The organism is Pseudomonas sp. GW821-FHT03C07 (assembly GCF_059420925.1).
On sequence record NZ_JBWKUQ010000003.1, the window covers coordinates 190463 to 207948 of the forward strand.

Consider the following 17486-nt stretch of genomic DNA (forward strand, 5'->3'; position numbering starts at 1 on the left):
GCCCTGACGACCATCGCGAGCAATCGAGCGTCGACCGGCTGCTCCTACAAGAGTCGGCGTTGCGAGTCAGGCAAGTGTCAACCCGCGACAAAAACGTCTTTACTCAAGCTTTACCCTCCGCTGACCGCCGCTGACCTTGAACTCCTTAATCTGTACTCATCCGGACTGACCGGAATCGAGACAAGGAGAAACACCATGCGCAAGACCCTGATCGCCCTGATGTTCGCTGCCGCACTCCCTACCGTGGCCATGGCCATGCCTGAAGGCAGTGGCCCGATGGGCGGCCCGGAATACGGCCAGCATCATGGCAAAGGTGGCTTCCAAAAACTGGACCTGACCAAGGAACAGCGCCAGCAGATCCGTAAACTGGTGGGTGAACAACGCCATGATCGCAAGGCAATCGCCATCAAGTATCTGGAAAAGCTCTCGCCTGCCGACAAGGCTGCCTTCAAAGGCGAACTGGATGCCGCTCACCAGAAGACCCAAGGCCAGATCCGTGCCCTGCTGACGCCTGAACAGCAGAAGACCTTCGACGAGATGCAGAAAAAGCAGGCCGAGCGCCGTGCCGAATGGACCGAATTCAAAGCCTGGAAGGCGCAGCAACCGCAAAAAGCGCAATAATCCGCTTATGCTCCAGCCCGACGGCCAACGCCGCCGGGCTTTCTTCGTTTGTACTCTTTGGTTGAGGATTTGCTGTGCGATCACTGTTCTGGCGCATCCTGGCCAGCTTCTGGCTGGCCATTGCCCTTGTCGCGGGCCTATCGATTCTGCTCATGCACATCCTCAACCAGGACACCTGGATTCTCAGTCGTCATCCGGGTTTGAACAGTCTGGCCGAAGAGTGGACGCAGACCTATGAAAGCCAGGGCGAAGAAGCCGCCCAGGCGATTCTGGAACAGCGCAAGCAGCGTTATCATATCGATGTGCAGGTGCTCAACGAAGGCGGCGACCCGCTGGTCCGTGGGACTTTTCCACGCCGGGCCGCGGCCTTTGAAGCACGCCAGAACAACGATGACCGCAAGCTGCCCTGGCGCCGCCTGACGGTCGAGTACACCAGCCCGAAAAGCGGCGAAACCTACCTGCTGATCTACCGCATTCCCCACCCGGAACTGGACGCCTGGCACCGCGAAAGCCTGCTGCGCCCCCTCAGCGCCTTGGGGATTGCCCTGGTGGTGCTGACCTTGTTCAGCCTGCTGGTGACCTTGTCCATCACCCGCCCCCTGAGCCGCCTGCGCGGCGCCGTGCATGACCTCGGGCAGACGACTTATCAGCAGAACAGCCTGGCGAAACTGGCGGCGCGGCGCGATGAGTTCGGTGTGCTGGCCAAGGACTTCAACCTGATGGGCGCGCGTCTGCAAAGCCTGATCGGTAGCCAACGCCAACTGTTGCGGGATGTCTCCCATGAATTGCGTTCACCGCTGGCACGCCTGCGCATTGCCCTGGCCCTGGCCGAACGCGCCGGCCCTGAAGAACGCGAGCGACTCTGGCCGCGCCTGACCCGTGAATGCGACCGGCTGGAAGCGCTGATCAGCGAAATTCTCACCCTGGCCCGGGTCGACTCCGACCAGGCCAGTGCCGAAGAGGTCGACCTCACAGCACTGCTCACGACCTTGCAGAAGGACACCAACCTCGGCTGCCCGGAACAGCCGGTGCGCTTCGACGACGAACCGCCGCTGAGCTTCAAGGGGTGGCCGACCATGATCGAACGGGCTGTGGATAACCTGCTGCGCAACGCTCAGCGCTTCAATCCCGAGGGCCGGCCCATCGAACTGCACGCGCAACGTCAGGGTGAACGCATCGAAATCAGCGTGCGCGACCATGGCCCCGGTGTGGAACCCGCGCACCTGGCGCAACTGGGCGAGCCCTTCTACCGGGCGCCCGGACAGACCGCCCCGGGCCACGGCCTGGGACTGGCCATCGCCCGGCGGGCGGCGGAACGGCATGGCGGCAGCCTGATACTGGCGAATCATCCCGAGGGAGGATTTATCGCCAAACTGGATCTGCCTTTGGAACCTGGAGCGCAGGTTTAATTTCAAGCCGACCAGGCGCTGACAAACTCCGTCAGATCGACCTTCGGTGGCTGGCGCAGTTCGTTCTGCGGCGTGCCCAGGTACAGGAAGGCGATCACTTCCTCGTTGTCGCCCAGCCCCAGGCCCTTGGCCACATGGCGCGAATAGGACAGCTCGCCGGTGCGCCACACCGCGCCGATTCCCTGCGCATGGGCCGCCAGCAGAATGCCGTGGGCCGCGCAACCGGCCGCCAGCAACTGCTCGGACTTCGGCACCTTGAAGTGCTCCTGCAAACGCGCCACCACCACAATCAGCAACGGCGCGCGCAAGGGCATGGCGTGGGCCTTGTCGATGGCCGCCGGGGTCGCCTCGCCCTCTTGCAGGCGCACCGCCTCGGCCAGCAGGCTGCCCAATTGCTCACGGGCCGCGCCTTCCACGGTGAGGAAACGCCAAGGCCGCAGTTGCCCATGATCCGGGGCGCGCATCGCGGCGGCGAACAGAATATCGCGCTGGGCCTGGGTCGGGGCCGGATCGAGCAGGCGCGGTGCGGAAACACGGTTGAGCAAATTGTCGAGAGCCTCCATCGGCCACCTCCACTGGAAAATGATCGGGCTATTCTAGCCAGATCCTGGGTAGCCGTGCCGGTTTACATGACCGGGGTCGCGGGTAGAATGGCGCCCTGCCCCTTTCCCGAGCTTATTTCATGGCGATGCCGACCCTGCGCATCATCGGTTTCATCATCGGCATCTTCCTGATTACCCTGGCCGCCAGCATGGTCATCCCCATGCTGGTGCTGGTGGTCTTCGAACGCACCGGCGACCTGCCGGCTTTTCTCTGGGCCAGCACCATCACCTTTCTCGCCGGCCTGGCACTGGTCATGCGCGGTCGCCCGGCGCAGGTGCACCTGCGCCCCCGGGACATGTACCTGCTGACCGTGTCCAGCTGGGTGGTGGTGTGCATTTTCGCCGCGCTGCCCTTTGTGCTGACCCTGCACACCAGCTACACCGATGCCTTTTTCGAAAGCATGTCGGGTATTACCGCCACCGGCTCGACCGTGCTCAGCGGCCTGGACAGCATGTCCCCGGGCATCCTGATCTGGCGCTCGCTGCTGCACTGGCTGGGTGGGATCGGCTTTATCGGCATGGCGGTGGCGATTCTGCCGCTGCTACGCATCGGTGGCATGCGTCTGTTCCAGACCGAATCCTCGGACCGTTCGCAAAAGGTCATGCCGCGCTCGCACATGGTGGCGCGCCTGATCGTCACCGCCTATATCGGCATCACCCTCCTCGGCAGCCTGGCCTTCTGGTGGGCTGGCATGAGCCTGTTCGATGCGATCAACCACGCCATGTCGGCGATTTCCACTGGTGGTTTCTCCACCTCGGACCAGTCCCTGGCCAAGTGGCGCCAACCAGCGGTGCACTGGGTGGCGGTGCTGGTGATGATTCTCGGCAGCCTGCCGTTCACCCTCTACGTGGCAACCCTGCGCGGCCATCGCAAGGCGCTGCTCAAGGACCAGCAGGTGCAAGGTTTGCTTGGCTTGCTGCTGGTGACCTGGCTGGTGCTCGGCACCTGGTACTGGTGGACCACCCACCTGCACTGGCTCGACGCCCTGCGCCATGTGGCGCTGAACGTGACCTCGGTGGTCACCACCACCGGCTTCGCCCTCGGCGACTACAGCCTGTGGGGCAACTTCTCGCTGATGCTGTTTTTCTACCTGGGCTTCGTCGGCGGTTGCTCCGGCTCGACGGCCGGAGGGATCAAGGTGTTCCGTTTCCAGGTGGCCTATATCCTGCTCAAGGCCAACCTCAACCAGTTGATCCATCCACGGGCGGTGATCAAGCAGAAATACAACGGTCACCGTCTCGACGAAGAAATCGTGCGTTCGATCCTGACCTTCTCGTTCTTCTTCGCCATCACCATTTGCGCCATCGCCCTGGCCTTGTCGCTGCTCGGCCTGGACTGGATGACCGCCCTTACCGGCGCCGCCAGCACCGTCTCCGGCGTGGGGCCAGGCCTGGGCGAAGTGATCGGACCATCCGGCAACTTCGCCACCTTGCCGGATGCGGCCAAGTGGATTCTGTCCCTGGGCATGCTGCTCGGTCGGCTGGAAATCATCACAGTGTTCGTTCTGTGTATTCCCGCATTCTGGCGTCATTGACCGAAGCCACCGCCCCCAACAGCCGCGCCCGATACTCGCCAGGCGTAACCTCGAACCAGCGGCGAAAGGCGCGGAAAAAGTTGCTCGGATCGGCAAACCCCAGCAGGTAGGCGATTTCCAGCAAGGTCATGCGCGGCTGCGCCAGGTACTGCTCGGCCAGCTCGCGACGGGTGTCATCGAGGAGTGTCTGGAAACTGGTGCCCTCTTCCTGCAAACGCCGCTGCAGGGTGCGCTGGGACAGGTGCAGGGTCTGTGCCACCATTTCGCGCTTGGGCTCGCCCTGAGGCAGCAGGCGGCACAACACCTGGCGCGCCTTGTGGGTCACCCGGCTTTCGGAGAAGCGCGCCAGGTATTCACCGGCGAAACGATCGTGGAGCAAGGCCATGGCCTCGTTGGCGGTCGGCAGCGGCGCCTCCATGTCGGCCTGCTCGAAGATCAGCGCATCGTAGGGTGCGTTGAACACCAGCGGCGCATGGAACACCTCCTTGTAAGGGCCGATATCCTCCGGCTCCGCGCCCTGCACCAGGACCTTGCGCGGCTGCAAGGTGCGCCCGCTCAGCCAGCCACAGAGTGCCAGGGCGCAGGCCAGGGAAGCCTCGGCGCTCTGGCGGGTGGGCGGCAGGTGGTCACCGTGCACCGTCAGGATCAGCGCATAACCTTCAGGCAAAAGACGAAAGCTCAGGTCGGCACTTTCCGCGATGATCCGCTGATAACGCACCAGGCGCCTGAAGCCCTCGGCCAGGGTCTGGCTGGACATCAGCGCATAGCCGGCGACATGAAAGGACGCCGGGCGCACCACCCGGCCCATGTTCAAGCCAATCGCCGGGTTGCCGGAAAGCTCCACCGCACGCTGCCACAGTCGCGTAATCGAGTCCTGGGGAAAGCGCGCATCGGGATCGTCGAGCGCCGCGTAATCGAGCCCCAGCTGCCTGAACAGGACACGGCAATCCAGGCCATCCATCTCCAGCGCCTTGACAATCCCCATCGCCCAGCTTGCAGAAGTCGTTCTCTCGCTCATGGCCTTTTCTTGCATGATAAGTCGCATATGACGACTAGTGGCCTAAGGATACTAAAGTGGCGCCTATTGTCACTGGTAGCCGCTGTCAATCACTCTAGACTCAAATAAGCTCCCCGTGGAACCCTCCGTGGGCGAGCTCGCCAACGCGGAGAGTAACCCGTGGAAAACATCAGAAAATTCAACAGCTTCGCAGAATTTTACCCCTACTATCTGAGCGAACATGGCAACAGTACCTGCCGTCGGTTGCATTTCGTCGGCACCAGCCTGGTGATTTTTTTCCTCGCCCTGGCCATTGGTCGCGCCGCGGGAGGGTTCCTGTTGGCGGTGCCGATCGCCGGCTATGGCTTCGCCTGGGTCGGACATTTCTTTTTCGAGAAGAACCGCCCGGCCACCTTTGAACATCCTTTCTACAGTCTGCTCGGCGATTTCGTCATGTTTCGCGACATGATCCTCGGCAAGGTGCCGTTTTAGGCCCGGGAAGCCAGCAAAGCGTCCTGTGCAGCCACTGCCAGGACGCCGGCAAGCCCTAGACTGGGACCGGCATCGATAAAAACCACAAGAGGACAGCCGATGACCGGACAAGCCCGCTTTACCCATATGCAGGACGGCACCCAGGCCGATTGGGCGGTGATTGCCGCTGACTTCAGCGCCTACGCCCGGCAACTGCCGGCGCGGATCCTGACCCACCTGAAGCTGCTGGAAGGTGATTTTGGCGGTTTTCCGGTGGATCGCCTGACCCACTCGTTGCAAACCGCCAGCCGGGCCTGGCGCGATGGCCGGGACGAGGAGTACGTGGTCTGCGCGCTGCTCCACGATATCGGCGACACCCTCGGCTCCTACAATCACCCGGATATCGCCGCGGCGATTCTCAAGCCCTTTGTCAGCGCCGAAAACCTGTGGATGGTGGAAAAGCATGGGATTTTCCAGGGCTACTACTTCTTCCACTACCTGGGGATGGATCGCCATTTGCGCGAGCAATTTCGCGAGCACCCGCAGTACCTGGCAACGATCGAATTCTGCGCCAAGTACGATGCCGCAGCCTTCGACCCAGACTACGAGAGCCTGCCCCTGAGCTTTTTCGAACCGCTGATGGAGCGGGTGTTTGCCCAACCCCGGCAATCGATCTACAAGGCCGCGATGGTGCCCAACCAGACGGCCTGACGCGCCCTACCCCAGCTCGGCAACTTTCTCCAGTTCCAACTTGAGCTGCGCCTCTTTCGCCTGGGCATCGGCCAGACGATACAGCTCGATGGTGCCATCCCAGTGTTCGATCAGGGCGGTGCAGGACTCGACCCAGTCGCCACAGTTGAGGTATTCCACCTCGCCGACCTTGCGGATCTCGGCGTGGTGGATATGCCCGCACACCACCCCGTCGAGCCCGTGTTTCACGCATTCGTGGGCGATGGCCTCTTCGAAGTCGCTGATGAAACTGACCGCGGTCTTGACCTTGTGCTTGAGGTAGGCCGACAACGACCAGTAGCCATAACCGTAGCGGGCTCGCCAATGGTTCAGCCAGCGGTTGAGGGTCAGGGTGAACTCGTAGGCCGAATCGCCGAGAAACGCCAGCCAACGGTGATATCGGGTGATCACGTCGAACTGGTCGCCATGGATCACCAGCAGCTTGCGACCGTCGGCGGTGGTGTGCACCGCTTCATCGACCAACTGGATATTGCCGAGGATCAGCTTGGAGTAACGGCGCAGGAATTCATCATGGTTGCCGGTGACATAGATCACCTCGGTGCCGCGCTTGCTCATGGTCAGCAAGCGACGGATCACGTTGGTATGCGCTTGCGGCCAATACATGCCGCCGCGCATCTTCCAACCGTCGATGATATCGCCCACCAGGTAGATACGGTCGGCCTGATAGCCCTTGAGAAACTGCGACAGGTGTTCGGCCTGGCAGTCCCGGGTCCCCAGGTGCACGTCGGAAATCCACAGGGTTCGCACACGCTGCTTACGGCTGGGTTTGGCGAGCTCCGCACGGGTCATGGGCATTCTCCGGATTTTTCCTGAGCTTGCACCGGGGTAGTTAATAGTCCATGACAGTCACATGGCAATCCTATGACAACCGCCTGGACGGCAAGCGGTGTAAACTGCGGCGATGCCAAGGAGACCGCGATGGGACCGATCCTGACCCTGCGCCACTACAGCCGCGACCTGATTACCCACAGCCACGCCCATGCGCAGCTGGTGTTCGGCCTGTCCGGACTGCTCGACTTCGAAATCGAGGGCCACGGCAGCCAGGTGGTGCAGCAAAGCGTCGCGGTGATTCCCAGCGAGGCCCATCATGTCTGCGCCAGCCCCAACGGCAGCCGCTGCCTGGTGCTGGATGTGCCGGACCAACACTGGTTGCTGAGCACCCTGGGCGACCACGCCGACGCCAGCCGGCGTCTGCTCGACAGCCCCGGGCCGCGAACCCTCGATGCCGCCCAGAGCCAACTGGTGCAGTGGCTCGCGGCCAGCCCGGTGCAGGACCCGCTGATCGCCCAACAGGGCGCGGTGCTGCTGCTCGCCAGCCTGAACAGCCCCGGCCCCCACCCGCTCGGCGGCAAGCGCCTGCCCCTGGCCGCCCTCAATGCGCATATCGATCGCCACCTGGCCCACCCGCTGCAGGTGGCCGACCTGGCGCGCATCGCCGACTTGTCCAGCGCGCGCCTGCATACACGCTTTGTCGCCGAATGCGGGCAGACGCCCATGGACTATGTGCGCAGTCGCCGCCTGCATAACGCCCTGGGACTGCTGCGCGAATCGGCCCTGCCGATCGGTGAGATCGCCAGCCGCGTCGGCTACCAGTCGCAAAGCGCCTTTGCCGCCGCCGTGCTCCGTGAGTTCGGCCGTACGCCCGGCGCGCTGCGGCGCGAGTCCTGAGACAAACGACAGCAGGCACGCGACAGACAGGCGCAGCGACCGCCCTCTAGACTGCGGTTCTGCCCGTCACTGTATTCAAGGACCGCCATGACTCCCCGTACCGCCCTGGGCGCCCTGCATATCGGCGCATTGATGTTTGGCCTGACCGGCGTGTTCGGCAAACTCGCGAGCGCCGCGCCGGCCATCATCGTCTGCGGCCGGGCCATCTTTGCCGTGCTCGCCCTCAGCCTGTTCGCCCGTCTGGCTCGCAGCCAGCGCTGGCAACCGTTGCAGTCGCGGGACTGGCGGCGCCTGCTGCTCAGCGGCCTGCTGCTGGTCGGGCACTGGGTCAGCTTCTTCATCGCGGTAAAAGTCGCCGGCGTGGCGGTGGCGACCTTGGGTTTCGCCAGTTTCCCGGCCTTTACCGTGATCCTCGAGGGGCTGATCTTTCGCGAACGTATCCGCTTCAATGAAATCTTGCTGGTGGTGCTGGTCAGTATCGGCCTGGTGCTGGTCACCCCCGACTTCGATCTCGCCAGCCAGGCCACCGGCGGACTGCTCTGGGCCGTGCTTTCCGGCCTGTTGTTCTCGCTGCTGTCGCTGGCCAACCGGGCCGGCTCCGGGCGAATTCCCGCGGTGCAGGCGGCGTTGTGCCAGAACCTGGTGGTCGCCGCCTGCCTACTACCCTGGGCCGCCCCAGCCCTGGCGCAAGTGCCGGCGCTGGACTGGTTGTGGATCGGCCTGTTGGGGGTGCTCTGCACCGGCTTGGCCCACAGCCTGTTCGTCGCCAGCCTCGCGGTGATCAAGGCGCGTACCGCCGCGGTGGTCTTTGCCCTGGAGCCTGTGTACGGGATCACCGCCGCCTGGCTGCTGTTCGGCGAAAACCCGACGCCGCGCATGTTGCTCGGTGGTGCCCTGATCATTCTCGCCATCGTCGTGTCCAGCCGTCTGGGTGCGGCGGCCACGCCCCGGGAAAGCCAGAAAGCCGCGCCAGTTCATTGACGAAAAGCCAATCCGCCTATACTGGTGACATCCGCAACAGTTTGCTGTCGTTCACGGAGATCAGGGTTTCTCGACGACAGCGGCAGTGATTCCCCCCTGAATCGACTCGATTCGAGCGGCCCTCCCCATCAACATGTTGGAGGGTTTCATCCATGGACATCGTCAGTCTTTTGATTCAAGCCATCAGCGGCGCCGTGGGCGGGAACGTGGCCGGTTCGGTACTGGAGAAATACAACCTGGGCCCGCTCATCAATTCCATCCTGGGCATACTCGGCGGCGGCCTCGGCGGACAGCTACTCGATCTGGTCACCGGCGGCAGCATAGGCGGTAGCAGCGGCGCACTGGACCTGACCTCGATCCTCAGCAGTATCGCCAGCGGCGGCGTGGGCGGTGGGGTGCTGATAGTCATCGTCGGGCTTATCAAGTCGAAGCTGAGCCCGTCGTAACCGCGCGCCTATCGGGGCCGGTCGTTGTGCCCGAGGTCGCGCTCTGGGTCGATCCGGTCCCGTACCCGCTGCTTGAGCACCTTGGCTTCCGGAAAGCCACCGTCCGCCTTGCGCTCCCAGATCTGCACCTCGTCGCAGGTGATCCGGAACACCCCGCCGGTCCCCGGCTCCAGGGCCACCTGGCCAAGCTCGTCGGCGAAAGTGCTGAGCAGTTCCTGGGCCAGCCAGGCGGCGCGCAGCAGCCATTGGCACTGGGTGCAGTAAGTGATGACGATGTGCGGTTTACCTGCGGTCATGGGAGTTCTCTCTGGACAAGGCCCTGAGCGAAGGACGGAATACCTGGATCCTGGGCGGGCGTGATAGACGCGCCCAGGATCAGGCCGAAGAGCTCACCCCGCGCCTACGCCCAGCAGTATCAGCGAATGCTCGCCAGCAGGGTGCGAGCTGTTTGCTTCAAGGGTTCATCGCCTTCCCGGAGCAGCTCGTGGAGCAGTTGGCTGGCATGGTCCAGGTCGCCGACATTGATGCAGGTTTGCGCCTGCTCCAGCTTGCTGGCCGAGGCGTGCTCAAGCTCCAGGCTGTCGAAATCCACTTCCAGGGGTTCGATGTCCAGGGGCTCGGGGTCGTTCATGAAACCGTCGAGAAACACGTCATCCAGTGAATCCCCGTCCTCCGGCAAGCTTAACTCCACTTCGCGCACAGGCGCAGGCTCTGGCTCGGACTCAAGCTCGGAAAAATCACTGAGGAACTGCTCGTCCGGCATCTCGAACACTTCCGGCAGCTCATTGAAGCTCTTGGTGAATATCGGCTCGGGCTCAGGCTCCAGCTCGACAGGCAAAACCGGCTCGTCAGCGTTCTTGCTGCGGGGCTGCGGCGTATTGTCGAACGGGCTGACCAGGTCCCAGTCGGCGTCCATGGACAGGTCATCGAGGTTGAGCTGGAATTCGTCCTCCAGCGGTTTTTCCGCCGCCGGTGCGCTTGCCGCTGCCGGCTCGGCCGGCTTGTTCCAATCTGCCGCCAATACCGGCGCGGCCACTGCCACGGCACTGACCACCGCCAGAACCGGTGCTGGGGACGCGGCGGCAGGAACTGGGGTGGCGGCAACGGTTTGCAGCTTCGGATACTTGGCGCGCAGCTCCTGCAGAGCCGACTCGCTGAACCCGGCCTCCAGCAGATTGCGCTCTTCTGTCGCATACGCCGCACTGTCACCCTGCTGGGCCAGCACCTCCAGCAAGCGCAGGCGCAAGTCCGTGCGTTCGGGCTCCTTGAGCATGGCCTCGCGCAGAATGCCCGCCGCCTCGCTGAAGCGACCGTAGGCGATGTAGATACTCACGCCTTCAAGCGCGTCCGGCACCTCACTGGACTGCCGTGAGGCCGCCGCCACCGGTGCCATCACCGGCTCGATCCGAGTCGACGCGGGAGTCGCCAGCTTGGTCGGCGGGGCCGGCGTTACCACACGACTGACCATCGGTTCCGGAACCGGAGCCGCCTGCGGCACAGCCTCGGGCGCCTGTTCAGCCTGCTGGCGGTTGCGCCGCAGGATAAAGGCCACGGCCAACAGCGCGATCAGCAACAGCACCGCCGCCCACAGCAGCCAGTTCGGACCATCGGAAGTCCCGGCAGCCGGGGTCGGTAGCACGACCGGAGCGGCCACCAGCGCCGGAGCCGGCGCAGCAGCCTTGGCCTTGAGTTCGGCGAGTTGCGTCTGTAGTTCGACGGCCTGTTTCTGGCTGCCGGCAATCAGTTCGTCCTGGGCCTTCAACCTGACCTGCAGATCCTCGACAGTCTTCTGCAACTGCTGGTTTTCCAAGGCGGACTTGGCCAGTTCCTCGGCATTTTGCAGCGTCTCGGCCGCCAGCGCAGCCGGGGTCGGCGGGGTCGCGGCGGCAGTGCCCGTGGTGGCCCCAGGCATCGCGGAAGACGCCGGGGCCGCAACCACTGCAACATCCGGCAGCAACAAGCTCTGGCCGACCCGCAAATGGTCGCTTCCAGGATTAAGCGCACGAATGCCCTGGGACAGTTCATTGACCGAAACCTGGCTGCCGGCGTCACGCAGTCGTTTGGCAATTCCCCAGAGATGATCGCCCTTGACCACGGTGTAGCGCTTGCCCTGCACGGCCGGCGGCGGCGGAATACTCGCCACAGAGGCCGATGGCTCCAGGGCGGCGCTGCGGGCCGGCAGGCTATAGCCCGCTGGCCGGTTACCCGGCGGGTCGAGCAACACGGTGTATTCGCGCAGCAAGCGTCCGTTAGGTCGGTTGACCTGCACCAGGAAATTCAGGAAAGGTTCGCTGACCGGCTTGTTGCTCTGCACTTGGATAACACTGCTGTTACCCCGTAACACCGGGGTAAAGCGCAGGTCATTGAGGAAGAACACCCGCTCGACGCCAGCCCGGGCGAACTCCTCGGGTGTCGCCAGGCTCACCGAGAGCTCGCCTTCGGCCAGGTCGCCCGGTTCAATCAAGGTGATTTCCGCGTTCAGCGGCTGGTTGAGCGCCGAATGCAGGGTGATATCCCCCAGGCCCATGGCCGGGGCCAGCACCGAATACAACAACCCGCCGGCCAGCACGGCCAACAGGCGAGCCCGGTTCAAGGAGGATTTTCCAATGGAGCACCGCAACGCGGACTGCAAACTCTCGAGCATGAGCATCCCTTAACTGGCGTGACGGCCCGCGCGCGCTGGCCGGACACCGACACAATACACAGAACCTGTAACTCTTATAGTCTGCCGCCTGAAGATTCTCCAAGCCCGGCAGCCCGGGAATACCTCAGGATTTTTCCAGATTGGCCAGGATCCGGCTGTGGACCCGCATGCAGATCCGCAGTTCTTCATCGTCGACACCGACGAACAGCTCATGACGCAAGGCCGTGGCGATGGTCTCGATCTGTTCAATCAGGGGCCGTGCCGAGGCACTCAGGACGATTTTCTTCGCGCGCCGGTCTTCCAGCACTGCCTGGCGCTGGACCAGTCCCTGGGTTTCCAGACTGTCGAGCAGGCGTGCCAGGGTCGGCCCTTCAACGCCGACACTCTGGGCCAGCTCACGCTGGGTTGGGGCCTCGGTAAACCGTGCCAGGTGCAGCAAGACCAGCCAGCGCGCCTGGGACAAGCCCAGGCCCGCCAGACGGCGATCCAGTTCCGCGCGCCAGCCTCGGGACATGTGCGCCAACTGCATGCCAAAACGGTGTTCATCGGTCAACGGCATAAAACACTCAGGGTTAGACTTAAAATAGACAAAACTAATTATTAGTCAGCTAAGCATGGCCCATGCCCAGAGGCAAGGTCTGCTCAGCGCTGAATCGTTACTTGTCGTGAATAGAACAATGACCGGGGACAATACCGACCTCACATTTCAAATTCCGCCTGCAAGGCGGCCCGCACGCAATACAGAACCCCTTCCGGCACACGCCCGGCAAACAGCTCGGCAATGGCAGTCACCGGGGGCAATTCGCCTTCGCCGTCGAGAAAGGCGTCCTGGATTTCCCCCAGCAGGTCTTCCGGCAAGTCCAGTGCCTGCTCCAGCGACAGTTGCTGGCGGCCGATGGCTTCGGCCAGCAAGGTGTAGACATTCTTTTCCGAGCACTGCAACTGCCCGGCAATCTGCAACGGCGTCATGCCGGCCCGGGCCAGGCTGATCAATTCGTGACGGATATCGGCCACCGTCTTCGGAGCCTCGGCCTCCCCGCCCAGCACTTCGAGGAACGCCTCGCCGTAACGCTCCAGCTTGCGCGCGCCGATACCGCTGACCTTGGCCATTTCCGCCAGGGAAGTCGGCTGGCTGCGGAGCATTTCCAGCAAGGTGGAGTCGGGAAAAATGACATACGGCGGCACGCCATGTTCCTGTGCCAGCTTGCGTCGCAGGGCGCGCAGGGCTTCCCACTGCTCACGCTCCTCGCCACGCACCAGTTGGCTGGCGGGGCTGGCGGAAACGCTTTTGGCCGTGGTCTGCGGCTTGAGGTCGCGGCGCAGCTCCAGGCTCACTTCACCCTTGAGCAAGGGGCGGCAGCTATCGCTCAGGCGCAGGCCGCCGTAGCCTTCCAGGTCGATATCGGCCAGCCCGCGGGCCACCAGTTGGCGGAACAGGGTGCGCCACTCGCCTTCGGCCAGCGCCTTGCCGACGCCGAACACCGTCAGGTGCTGATGACCGAAACTGCGCACCTTGTCGTTTTCCTTGCCCAGCAGCACATCCACCAGGTGCCCGACACCATAACGCTGGCCAGTGCGGAAGATCGCCGAGAGCGCCTGGCGTGCCGGTTCGGTGGCATCCCAGGTCTGCACGCCATCGACGCAGTTGTCGCAATGCCCACAGGGTTGCGGCATGTCTTCATCGAAATAGGCGAGCAGGGTCTGGCGACGGCAGCGGGTTTCTTCGCACAGGGCCAACATGGCGTCGAGCTTGTGGTGCTCCAGGCGCTTGTGCCGCTCGTCCCCCTCGGAGTTCTGCAGCATCTGCTTGAGCATCACCACATCCTGCAAGCCATAAGCCATCCAGGCATCCGCCGGCAGCCCGTCGCGCCCCGCCCGACCGGTTTCCTGATAGTAGGCTTCCAGGGACTTGGGCAGGTCGAGGTGGGCAACAAAACGCACGTTGGACTTGTCGATGCCCATGCCGAAGGCGATGGTCGCGACCATGATCAGGCCTTCCTCGTTGAGGAAGCGCTTCTGGTTGGCGGCCCGCACATCGCTGGCCAGCCCGGCGTGGTATGGCAGCGCCGGATAGCCCTGCTCGCAGAGCATCGCGGCGACTTCGTCGACCTTCTTGCGCGAGAGGCAATAGACGATCCCGGCATCGCTGCGCCGTTGCGAAAGGAACGCCAGCAACTGCTTGCGCGGCTGCTCCTTGGGCACGATGCGGTAGAAGATATTCGGCCGATCGAAGCTGGACAGGAAACGCTCGGCATTTTGCAGGTGCAGGCGATTGACGATTTCTTCGCGGGTCCGCTTGTCGGCGGTGGCGGTCAAGGCAATGCGCGGTACATTCGGGAACAGCTCGGCCAACTGACCGAGTTGCAGGTACTCGGGACGGAAGTCGTGCCCCCATTGCGACACACAATGGGCCTCGTCGATGGCGAACAGGGCGATCTCGAGGTTCTGCAGGAACGACAACATGCGCGGCTGCACCAGGCGCTCGGGGGCCAGGTAGAGCATTTTCACCTCGCCACGACGAATCCGCGCAGCCAGGTCGCGTTGCTGCTCGGCGCTCAGGGTCGAGTTCAGCGCGGCGGCAGCCACCCCCAGTTCCTCGAGGGTCGCAACCTGATCGTCCATCAGCGCGATCAACGGCGAGACCACCACCGTCAGACCCTCGCGCAGCAACGCCGGGACCTGGAAGCACAACGACTTGCCGCCACCGGTGGGCATCAGCACCAGGGCATCGCCGCCATTGGCCACGCGCTCAATAATGGCACCCTGGCGACCACGAAAGCTGTCGTAACCGAAGATGTCCTTGAGGACGCGTTGAGCCTGTTCGAGCATAGCCACTCCAAAAAATCACCGAAACGCCTACTCAAAGGCTGGTCGAAGATTCACCAATTTCACGAAAAAATCCGTAAGCAGGCATTTCTTGAACCGCCACAGGGTCAGCAGCGCATCACAAAACGCGGCAGTATACCCGAGCGTCCGACGGCAATGGGCGATGCCGGTCGGTTAAGGGAATTCAGTGCTTGCTGGCCTGAGGGCTCAAGAACGCCTAGAATTGCCTATCGTTTATTCCCAAGGTAGCCTTCAATGTCCTTCGCTGAGCAACTCACCCGCCTGCAAGCCTTCCTCGACGCCGACGAGCTGCACGAAGAAGCGCTGGACTATGTGGCCGCCCACGGCTACCTGACCGCGTTGTCGATCTGCGCCGAGATCGTCCCCGAGCGTGAATGGATCGACGCCCTGTTCGCCGAGGAGCCGCACTACAGCGACGCCGCCCAGCGCGAAGAGATCGAAGCCACGCTGATCCAGCTCAAGGCGCATATCGCCCGCCAACTGGCGTCCGATGAGGAATTCGAACTGCCTTGCGACCTGGACCTGGGCGACGACCCGGACGATTCCGAGCTGCGCGGCTGGTGCATCGGTTTCATGGAAGGCGTGTTCCTGCGCGAAGAAGCCTGGTTCGAAACCGCCGAAGACGAAGTCAGCGAGATGCTCCTGCCGATCATGGTCGGTTCCGGCCTGTTCGACGAACAACCCGAGTTCGCCGATATCGCCGCCGACGCCAACCTGATGGACGACATGATCGTGCAGATCCCGGAAGCCCTGACCGCGTTGTACCTGCTGTGCAACGCCCCGGACGAAAAACCGGCGATCCTCAAGCCACGTCATCACTGACCACTGAGCCGGCGGAATGGAAGCCGGATTCTGTGGGCGCAGGATTTTCCGGGACGCCGGACCGCCGCGAAGAGGCCCTCAAGGCCGCCAAAAGCTTCGCGGGCAAGCTCCGCGCCCACAAGTTACCCGGCGCCTTGCAGATTCAAGCATCCCGAATTGTCGGGTGCCCTTGCCCGTGATTGCGTAGAAAAGTCTCCTCGCCCATCGCCCGGATCTGTCCTTCGATCAGCGCCTCGAACGGCCGCAGCAACGCCGCGAACGAAACCGGTGCTTCAAGGGTTTCCAACGCCTGGACAATCGCCTCCAGCGTCGACAACGCGCCCGGCTCCGGTGCCTTGCGCAATCGATAGCGCGACACCGCCCCCGCCTCCAGCATCACCCGTGGCAACGCCGCCAGCAATGGATTGAGATACAGCATCTTGCGCACCTTGCGCCAGGTGCCGTCGGGCACCACCAGCAACAGCGGCAGCTCGCTCGACGCGGCCGCATAAGCCTGCAAGGGTTGCACAGCATCTCCCGGAAACAACAATTTCGCCTCGTACCCTGGTTGCCGCAGCCATTCGGCCAGGTCCTCGAACACCTCCCCCACCCGCAACTCGGCATTGGTCAAACCCAGCACCGCCAGCCGGGCGGTGTTCAAGGCATGATTGACCTCACTGGGGTGCTGCAATAGCAGCACCCGGGTGCGGCTGTCCAACTGCGGGATCAGCGCGCACAAGCAATGGCTTTCAGGACGCAGGCAGCGTTCACAACGGGCTCTGGACATTGATAGGTACCGATCAGGGCTGGTTGAGCTGCGCTTTGAGCAGGTCGCGGAAGGTCTGGATCAAGGGTTCGCGACTGCGGCCCCGGCGCAGGATCATCGAGAACGGCGCCTGGTAGCCGAAGGTCGCCGGCAGCAGTACCCGCAGATCACCCTTGTCGGCCCAGGGTTGCGCGTAGTGCTCCGGTAGGTAGCCGATATAAGCGCCGGACAATACCAGGATAAGCTGTGCCTCCATACTTTCCACGGTCGCCGCACTGTGCTTGAAACCGTGGCGCGCCAGCTCGGCCTGACTCCAGTAACCACGTCCGACCATGCGTTGCTGGGTGATCACCTGTTCCGGGATGCGCCGTTCGTTGTACAGCGGATGGCGATTGCTGCAATACAACCAGTGCTGCTCGCGGTATAGCGGCTGGTAGACCAACCCGCTCATGCGCGTGGAGAAAGCGCCGATGGCCAGGTCCAGGCGATTGTCCTGTACACCGAGTTGCAATTCGTAGGGACTCATCACCGACAGGTGCAGGTGCACCGCCGGGTGCTCCTGGCTGTAGGCGCCGATGGTCTCGGCCAGCGGCAATGCTGGCTCGCTGACCGTGGAATCGATCACGCCGAGGTTCAAGGTGCCGCGCAATTCGCCCTTGAGGGCCGCGGCGTATTGCTCGAAACCTTCGAGTTCGCCCAGCAGGCGCAGGGTTTCCTGGTGGAACAACTCGCCCTTGCTGGTCAGGCTGAAACCACCACGCCCGCGATGACACAGCACCAGGCCCAGGGACGCTTCAAGCTGGCTCATGTAGGTGCTGATGGCCGACGTCGAGAGATTGAGCTCCTGCTGGGCATTGGCAAAGCCCTGGTGCCGGACCACGCTGACGAAGATGCGCAATAGTTTCAGGTCGGGTAAAGCGTTGGCCATGGGCACTCCGGTTGTGGGGC

Annotated in this window: 18 protein-coding genes; 9 read left to right on the plus strand and 9 right to left on the minus strand. The window is 63.2% G+C overall.

The annotated features are described in order from the left end of the window. Positions 1–195: 195 nt before the first annotated feature. Together AC07VG_RS07045 and AC07VG_RS07050 are read left to right on the plus strand one after the other, a co-directional pair. Positions 196–621 carry a Spy/CpxP family protein refolding chaperone gene (locus tag AC07VG_RS07045; protein WP_494999731.1) on the plus strand — a complete coding sequence of 142 codons (426 nt, stop codon included), beginning with the start codon at positions 196–198 and terminating at the stop codon, positions 619–621. Between the two features lie 74 nt (positions 622–695). Then, entirely contained in the window at positions 696–2030 is a 1335-nt protein-coding gene (locus AC07VG_RS07050) for a sensor histidine kinase (protein ID WP_494999730.1), read from the plus strand. Between the two features lie 2 nt (positions 2031–2032). On the opposite strand, the gene AC07VG_RS07055 is transcribed toward AC07VG_RS07050, so the two are convergent. Continuing rightward, entirely contained in the window at positions 2033–2593 is a 561-nt protein-coding gene (locus tag AC07VG_RS07055) for a nitroreductase family protein (protein ID WP_494999729.1), read from the minus strand. Between the two features lie 119 nt (positions 2594–2712). Between AC07VG_RS07055 and AC07VG_RS07060 the strand changes: the two genes are divergently transcribed. Further along, on the plus strand, positions 2713–4167 hold the full coding sequence (locus AC07VG_RS07060; RefSeq protein ID WP_494999728.1) for a TrkH family potassium uptake protein: 1455 nt from the start codon (positions 2713–2715) through the stop codon (positions 4165–4167). On the opposite strand, the gene AC07VG_RS07065 is transcribed toward AC07VG_RS07060, so the two are convergent. Further along, positions 4124–5185, minus strand: coding sequence for an AraC family transcriptional regulator (locus AC07VG_RS07065; RefSeq protein ID WP_494999727.1), 1062 nt, complete (start codon positions 5183–5185; stop codon positions 4124–4126). The two genes, AC07VG_RS07060 and AC07VG_RS07065, sit on opposite strands and share 44 nt — an antisense overlap. Before the next feature lie 159 nt (positions 5186–5344). On the opposite strand from AC07VG_RS07065, the gene AC07VG_RS07070 reads away from it, so the two are divergent. Both AC07VG_RS07070 and AC07VG_RS07075 read left to right on the plus strand, forming a co-directional pair. Further along, positions 5345–5656 (plus strand): Mpo1-like protein, encoded by a 312-nt coding sequence (locus AC07VG_RS07070; RefSeq protein WP_494999726.1) that lies wholly within the window; start codon positions 5345–5347, stop codon positions 5654–5656. Positions 5657–5755: 99 nt separating this feature from the next. Further along, positions 5756–6346: an HD domain-containing protein gene (locus AC07VG_RS07075; protein WP_494999725.1), complete on the plus strand. Its 591-nt coding sequence runs from the start codon at positions 5756–5758 to the stop codon at positions 6344–6346. 6 nt (positions 6347–6352) lie between these two features. Here the strand turns inward: AC07VG_RS07075 and AC07VG_RS07080 are convergent, their stop codons facing one another. Further along, positions 6353–7174, minus strand: coding sequence for a UDP-2,3-diacylglucosamine diphosphatase (locus AC07VG_RS07080; RefSeq protein WP_495020734.1), 822 nt, complete (start codon positions 7172–7174; stop codon positions 6353–6355). 129 nt (positions 7175–7303) lie between these two features. On the opposite strand from AC07VG_RS07080, the gene AC07VG_RS07085 reads away from it, so the two are divergent. The 3 genes from AC07VG_RS07085 (at position 7304) to AC07VG_RS07095 (ending at position 9480) form a co-directional block, all read left to right on the plus strand. Next, positions 7304–8053 carry an AraC family transcriptional regulator gene (locus AC07VG_RS07085; RefSeq protein WP_494999723.1) on the plus strand — a complete coding sequence of 250 codons (750 nt, stop codon included), beginning with the start codon at positions 7304–7306 and terminating at the stop codon, positions 8051–8053. Between the two features lie 87 nt (positions 8054–8140). After that, positions 8141–9034, plus strand: coding sequence for a DMT family transporter (locus tag AC07VG_RS07090; protein WP_495020735.1), 894 nt, complete (start codon positions 8141–8143; stop codon positions 9032–9034). A 152-nt stretch (positions 9035–9186) separates the two neighbouring features. Next, positions 9187–9480: a hypothetical protein gene (locus AC07VG_RS07095; protein ID WP_495020736.1), complete on the plus strand. Its 294-nt coding sequence runs from the start codon at positions 9187–9189 to the stop codon at positions 9478–9480. An 8-nt stretch (positions 9481–9488) separates the two neighbouring features. Here AC07VG_RS07095 and AC07VG_RS07100 read toward each other — a convergent pair whose 3' ends face one another. The 4 genes from AC07VG_RS07100 to recQ form a co-directional block, all read right to left on the minus strand. Continuing rightward, positions 9489–9776, minus strand: coding sequence for an Rdx family protein (locus AC07VG_RS07100; RefSeq protein WP_494999720.1), 288 nt, complete (start codon positions 9774–9776; stop codon positions 9489–9491). A gap of 119 nt (positions 9777–9895) precedes the next feature. Beyond that, complete coding sequence (locus tag AC07VG_RS07105) at positions 9896–12073, minus strand: motility hub landmark protein FimV (RefSeq protein WP_495020737.1); 2178 nt, start codon at positions 12071–12073, stop codon at positions 9896–9898. Positions 12074–12248: 175 nt separating this feature from the next. Further along, the gene (locus tag AC07VG_RS07110; RefSeq protein WP_218224036.1) at positions 12249–12683 is read right to left on the minus strand and encodes a MarR family transcriptional regulator; all 435 of its coding nucleotides are present in this window, start codon (positions 12681–12683) and stop codon (positions 12249–12251) included. A gap of 140 nt (positions 12684–12823) precedes the next feature. After that, complete coding sequence (recQ, locus tag AC07VG_RS07115; RefSeq protein WP_495020738.1) at positions 12824–14953, minus strand: DNA helicase RecQ; 2130 nt, start codon at positions 14951–14953, stop codon at positions 12824–12826. A gap of 252 nt (positions 14954–15205) precedes the next feature. On the opposite strand from recQ, the gene AC07VG_RS07120 reads away from it, so the two are divergent. Beyond that, positions 15206–15793, plus strand: a complete 588-nt coding sequence (locus AC07VG_RS07120) for a UPF0149 family protein (protein WP_248800494.1) — start codon at positions 15206–15208, stop codon at positions 15791–15793. Positions 15794–15935: 142 nt separating this feature from the next. Here the strand turns inward: AC07VG_RS07120 and AC07VG_RS07125 are convergent, their stop codons facing one another. Together AC07VG_RS07125 and AC07VG_RS07130 are read right to left on the minus strand one after the other, a co-directional pair. Next, positions 15936–16559, minus strand: coding sequence for a tRNA-uridine aminocarboxypropyltransferase (locus AC07VG_RS07125; RefSeq protein WP_495020739.1), 624 nt, complete (start codon positions 16557–16559; stop codon positions 15936–15938). A 13-nt stretch (positions 16560–16572) separates the two neighbouring features. Further along, positions 16573–17466: a LysR family transcriptional regulator gene (locus AC07VG_RS07130; RefSeq protein WP_121137834.1), complete on the minus strand. Its 894-nt coding sequence runs from the start codon at positions 17464–17466 to the stop codon at positions 16573–16575. Positions 17467–17486 lie beyond the last annotated feature (20 nt).

Excerpts from the sequence above, each read along its gene's own strand:
- AC07VG_RS07045 (WP_494999731.1), top strand. The coding sequence starts at position 196 with ATGCGCAAGACCCTGATCGCCCTGATGTTCGCTGCCGCACTCCCTACC.
- AC07VG_RS07055 (WP_494999729.1), bottom strand. The coding sequence starts at position 2,593 with ATGGAGGCTCTCGACAATTTGCTCAACCGTGTTTCCGCACCGCGCCTG.
- AC07VG_RS07060 (WP_494999728.1), top strand. The coding sequence starts at position 2,713 with ATGGCGATGCCGACCCTGCGCATCATCGGTTTCATCATCGGCATCTTC.
- AC07VG_RS07065 (WP_494999727.1), bottom strand. The coding sequence starts at position 5,185 with ATGAGCGAGAGAACGACTTCTGCAAGCTGGGCGATGGGGATTGTCAAG.
- AC07VG_RS07075 (WP_494999725.1), top strand. The coding sequence starts at position 5,756 with ATGACCGGACAAGCCCGCTTTACCCATATGCAGGACGGCACCCAGGCC.
- AC07VG_RS07080 (WP_495020734.1), bottom strand. The coding sequence starts at position 7,174 with ATGACCCGTGCGGAGCTCGCCAAACCCAGCCGTAAGCAGCGTGTGCGA.
- AC07VG_RS07085 (WP_494999723.1), top strand. The coding sequence starts at position 7,304 with ATGGGACCGATCCTGACCCTGCGCCACTACAGCCGCGACCTGATTACC.
- AC07VG_RS07090 (WP_495020735.1), top strand. The coding sequence starts at position 8,141 with ATGACTCCCCGTACCGCCCTGGGCGCCCTGCATATCGGCGCATTGATG.
- AC07VG_RS07095 (WP_495020736.1), top strand. The coding sequence starts at position 9,187 with ATGGACATCGTCAGTCTTTTGATTCAAGCCATCAGCGGCGCCGTGGGC.
- AC07VG_RS07100 (WP_494999720.1), bottom strand. The coding sequence starts at position 9,776 with ATGACCGCAGGTAAACCGCACATCGTCATCACTTACTGCACCCAGTGC.
- AC07VG_RS07110 (WP_218224036.1), bottom strand. The coding sequence starts at position 12,683 with ATGCCGTTGACCGATGAACACCGTTTTGGCATGCAGTTGGCGCACATG.
- recQ (WP_495020738.1), bottom strand. The coding sequence starts at position 14,953 with ATGCTCGAACAGGCTCAACGCGTCCTCAAGGACATCTTCGGTTACGAC.
- AC07VG_RS07120 (WP_248800494.1), top strand. The coding sequence starts at position 15,206 with ATGTCCTTCGCTGAGCAACTCACCCGCCTGCAAGCCTTCCTCGACGCC.
- AC07VG_RS07125 (WP_495020739.1), bottom strand. The coding sequence starts at position 16,559 with ATGTCCAGAGCCCGTTGTGAACGCTGCCTGCGTCCTGAAAGCCATTGC.
- AC07VG_RS07130 (WP_121137834.1), bottom strand. The coding sequence starts at position 17,466 with ATGGCCAACGCTTTACCCGACCTGAAACTATTGCGCATCTTCGTCAGC.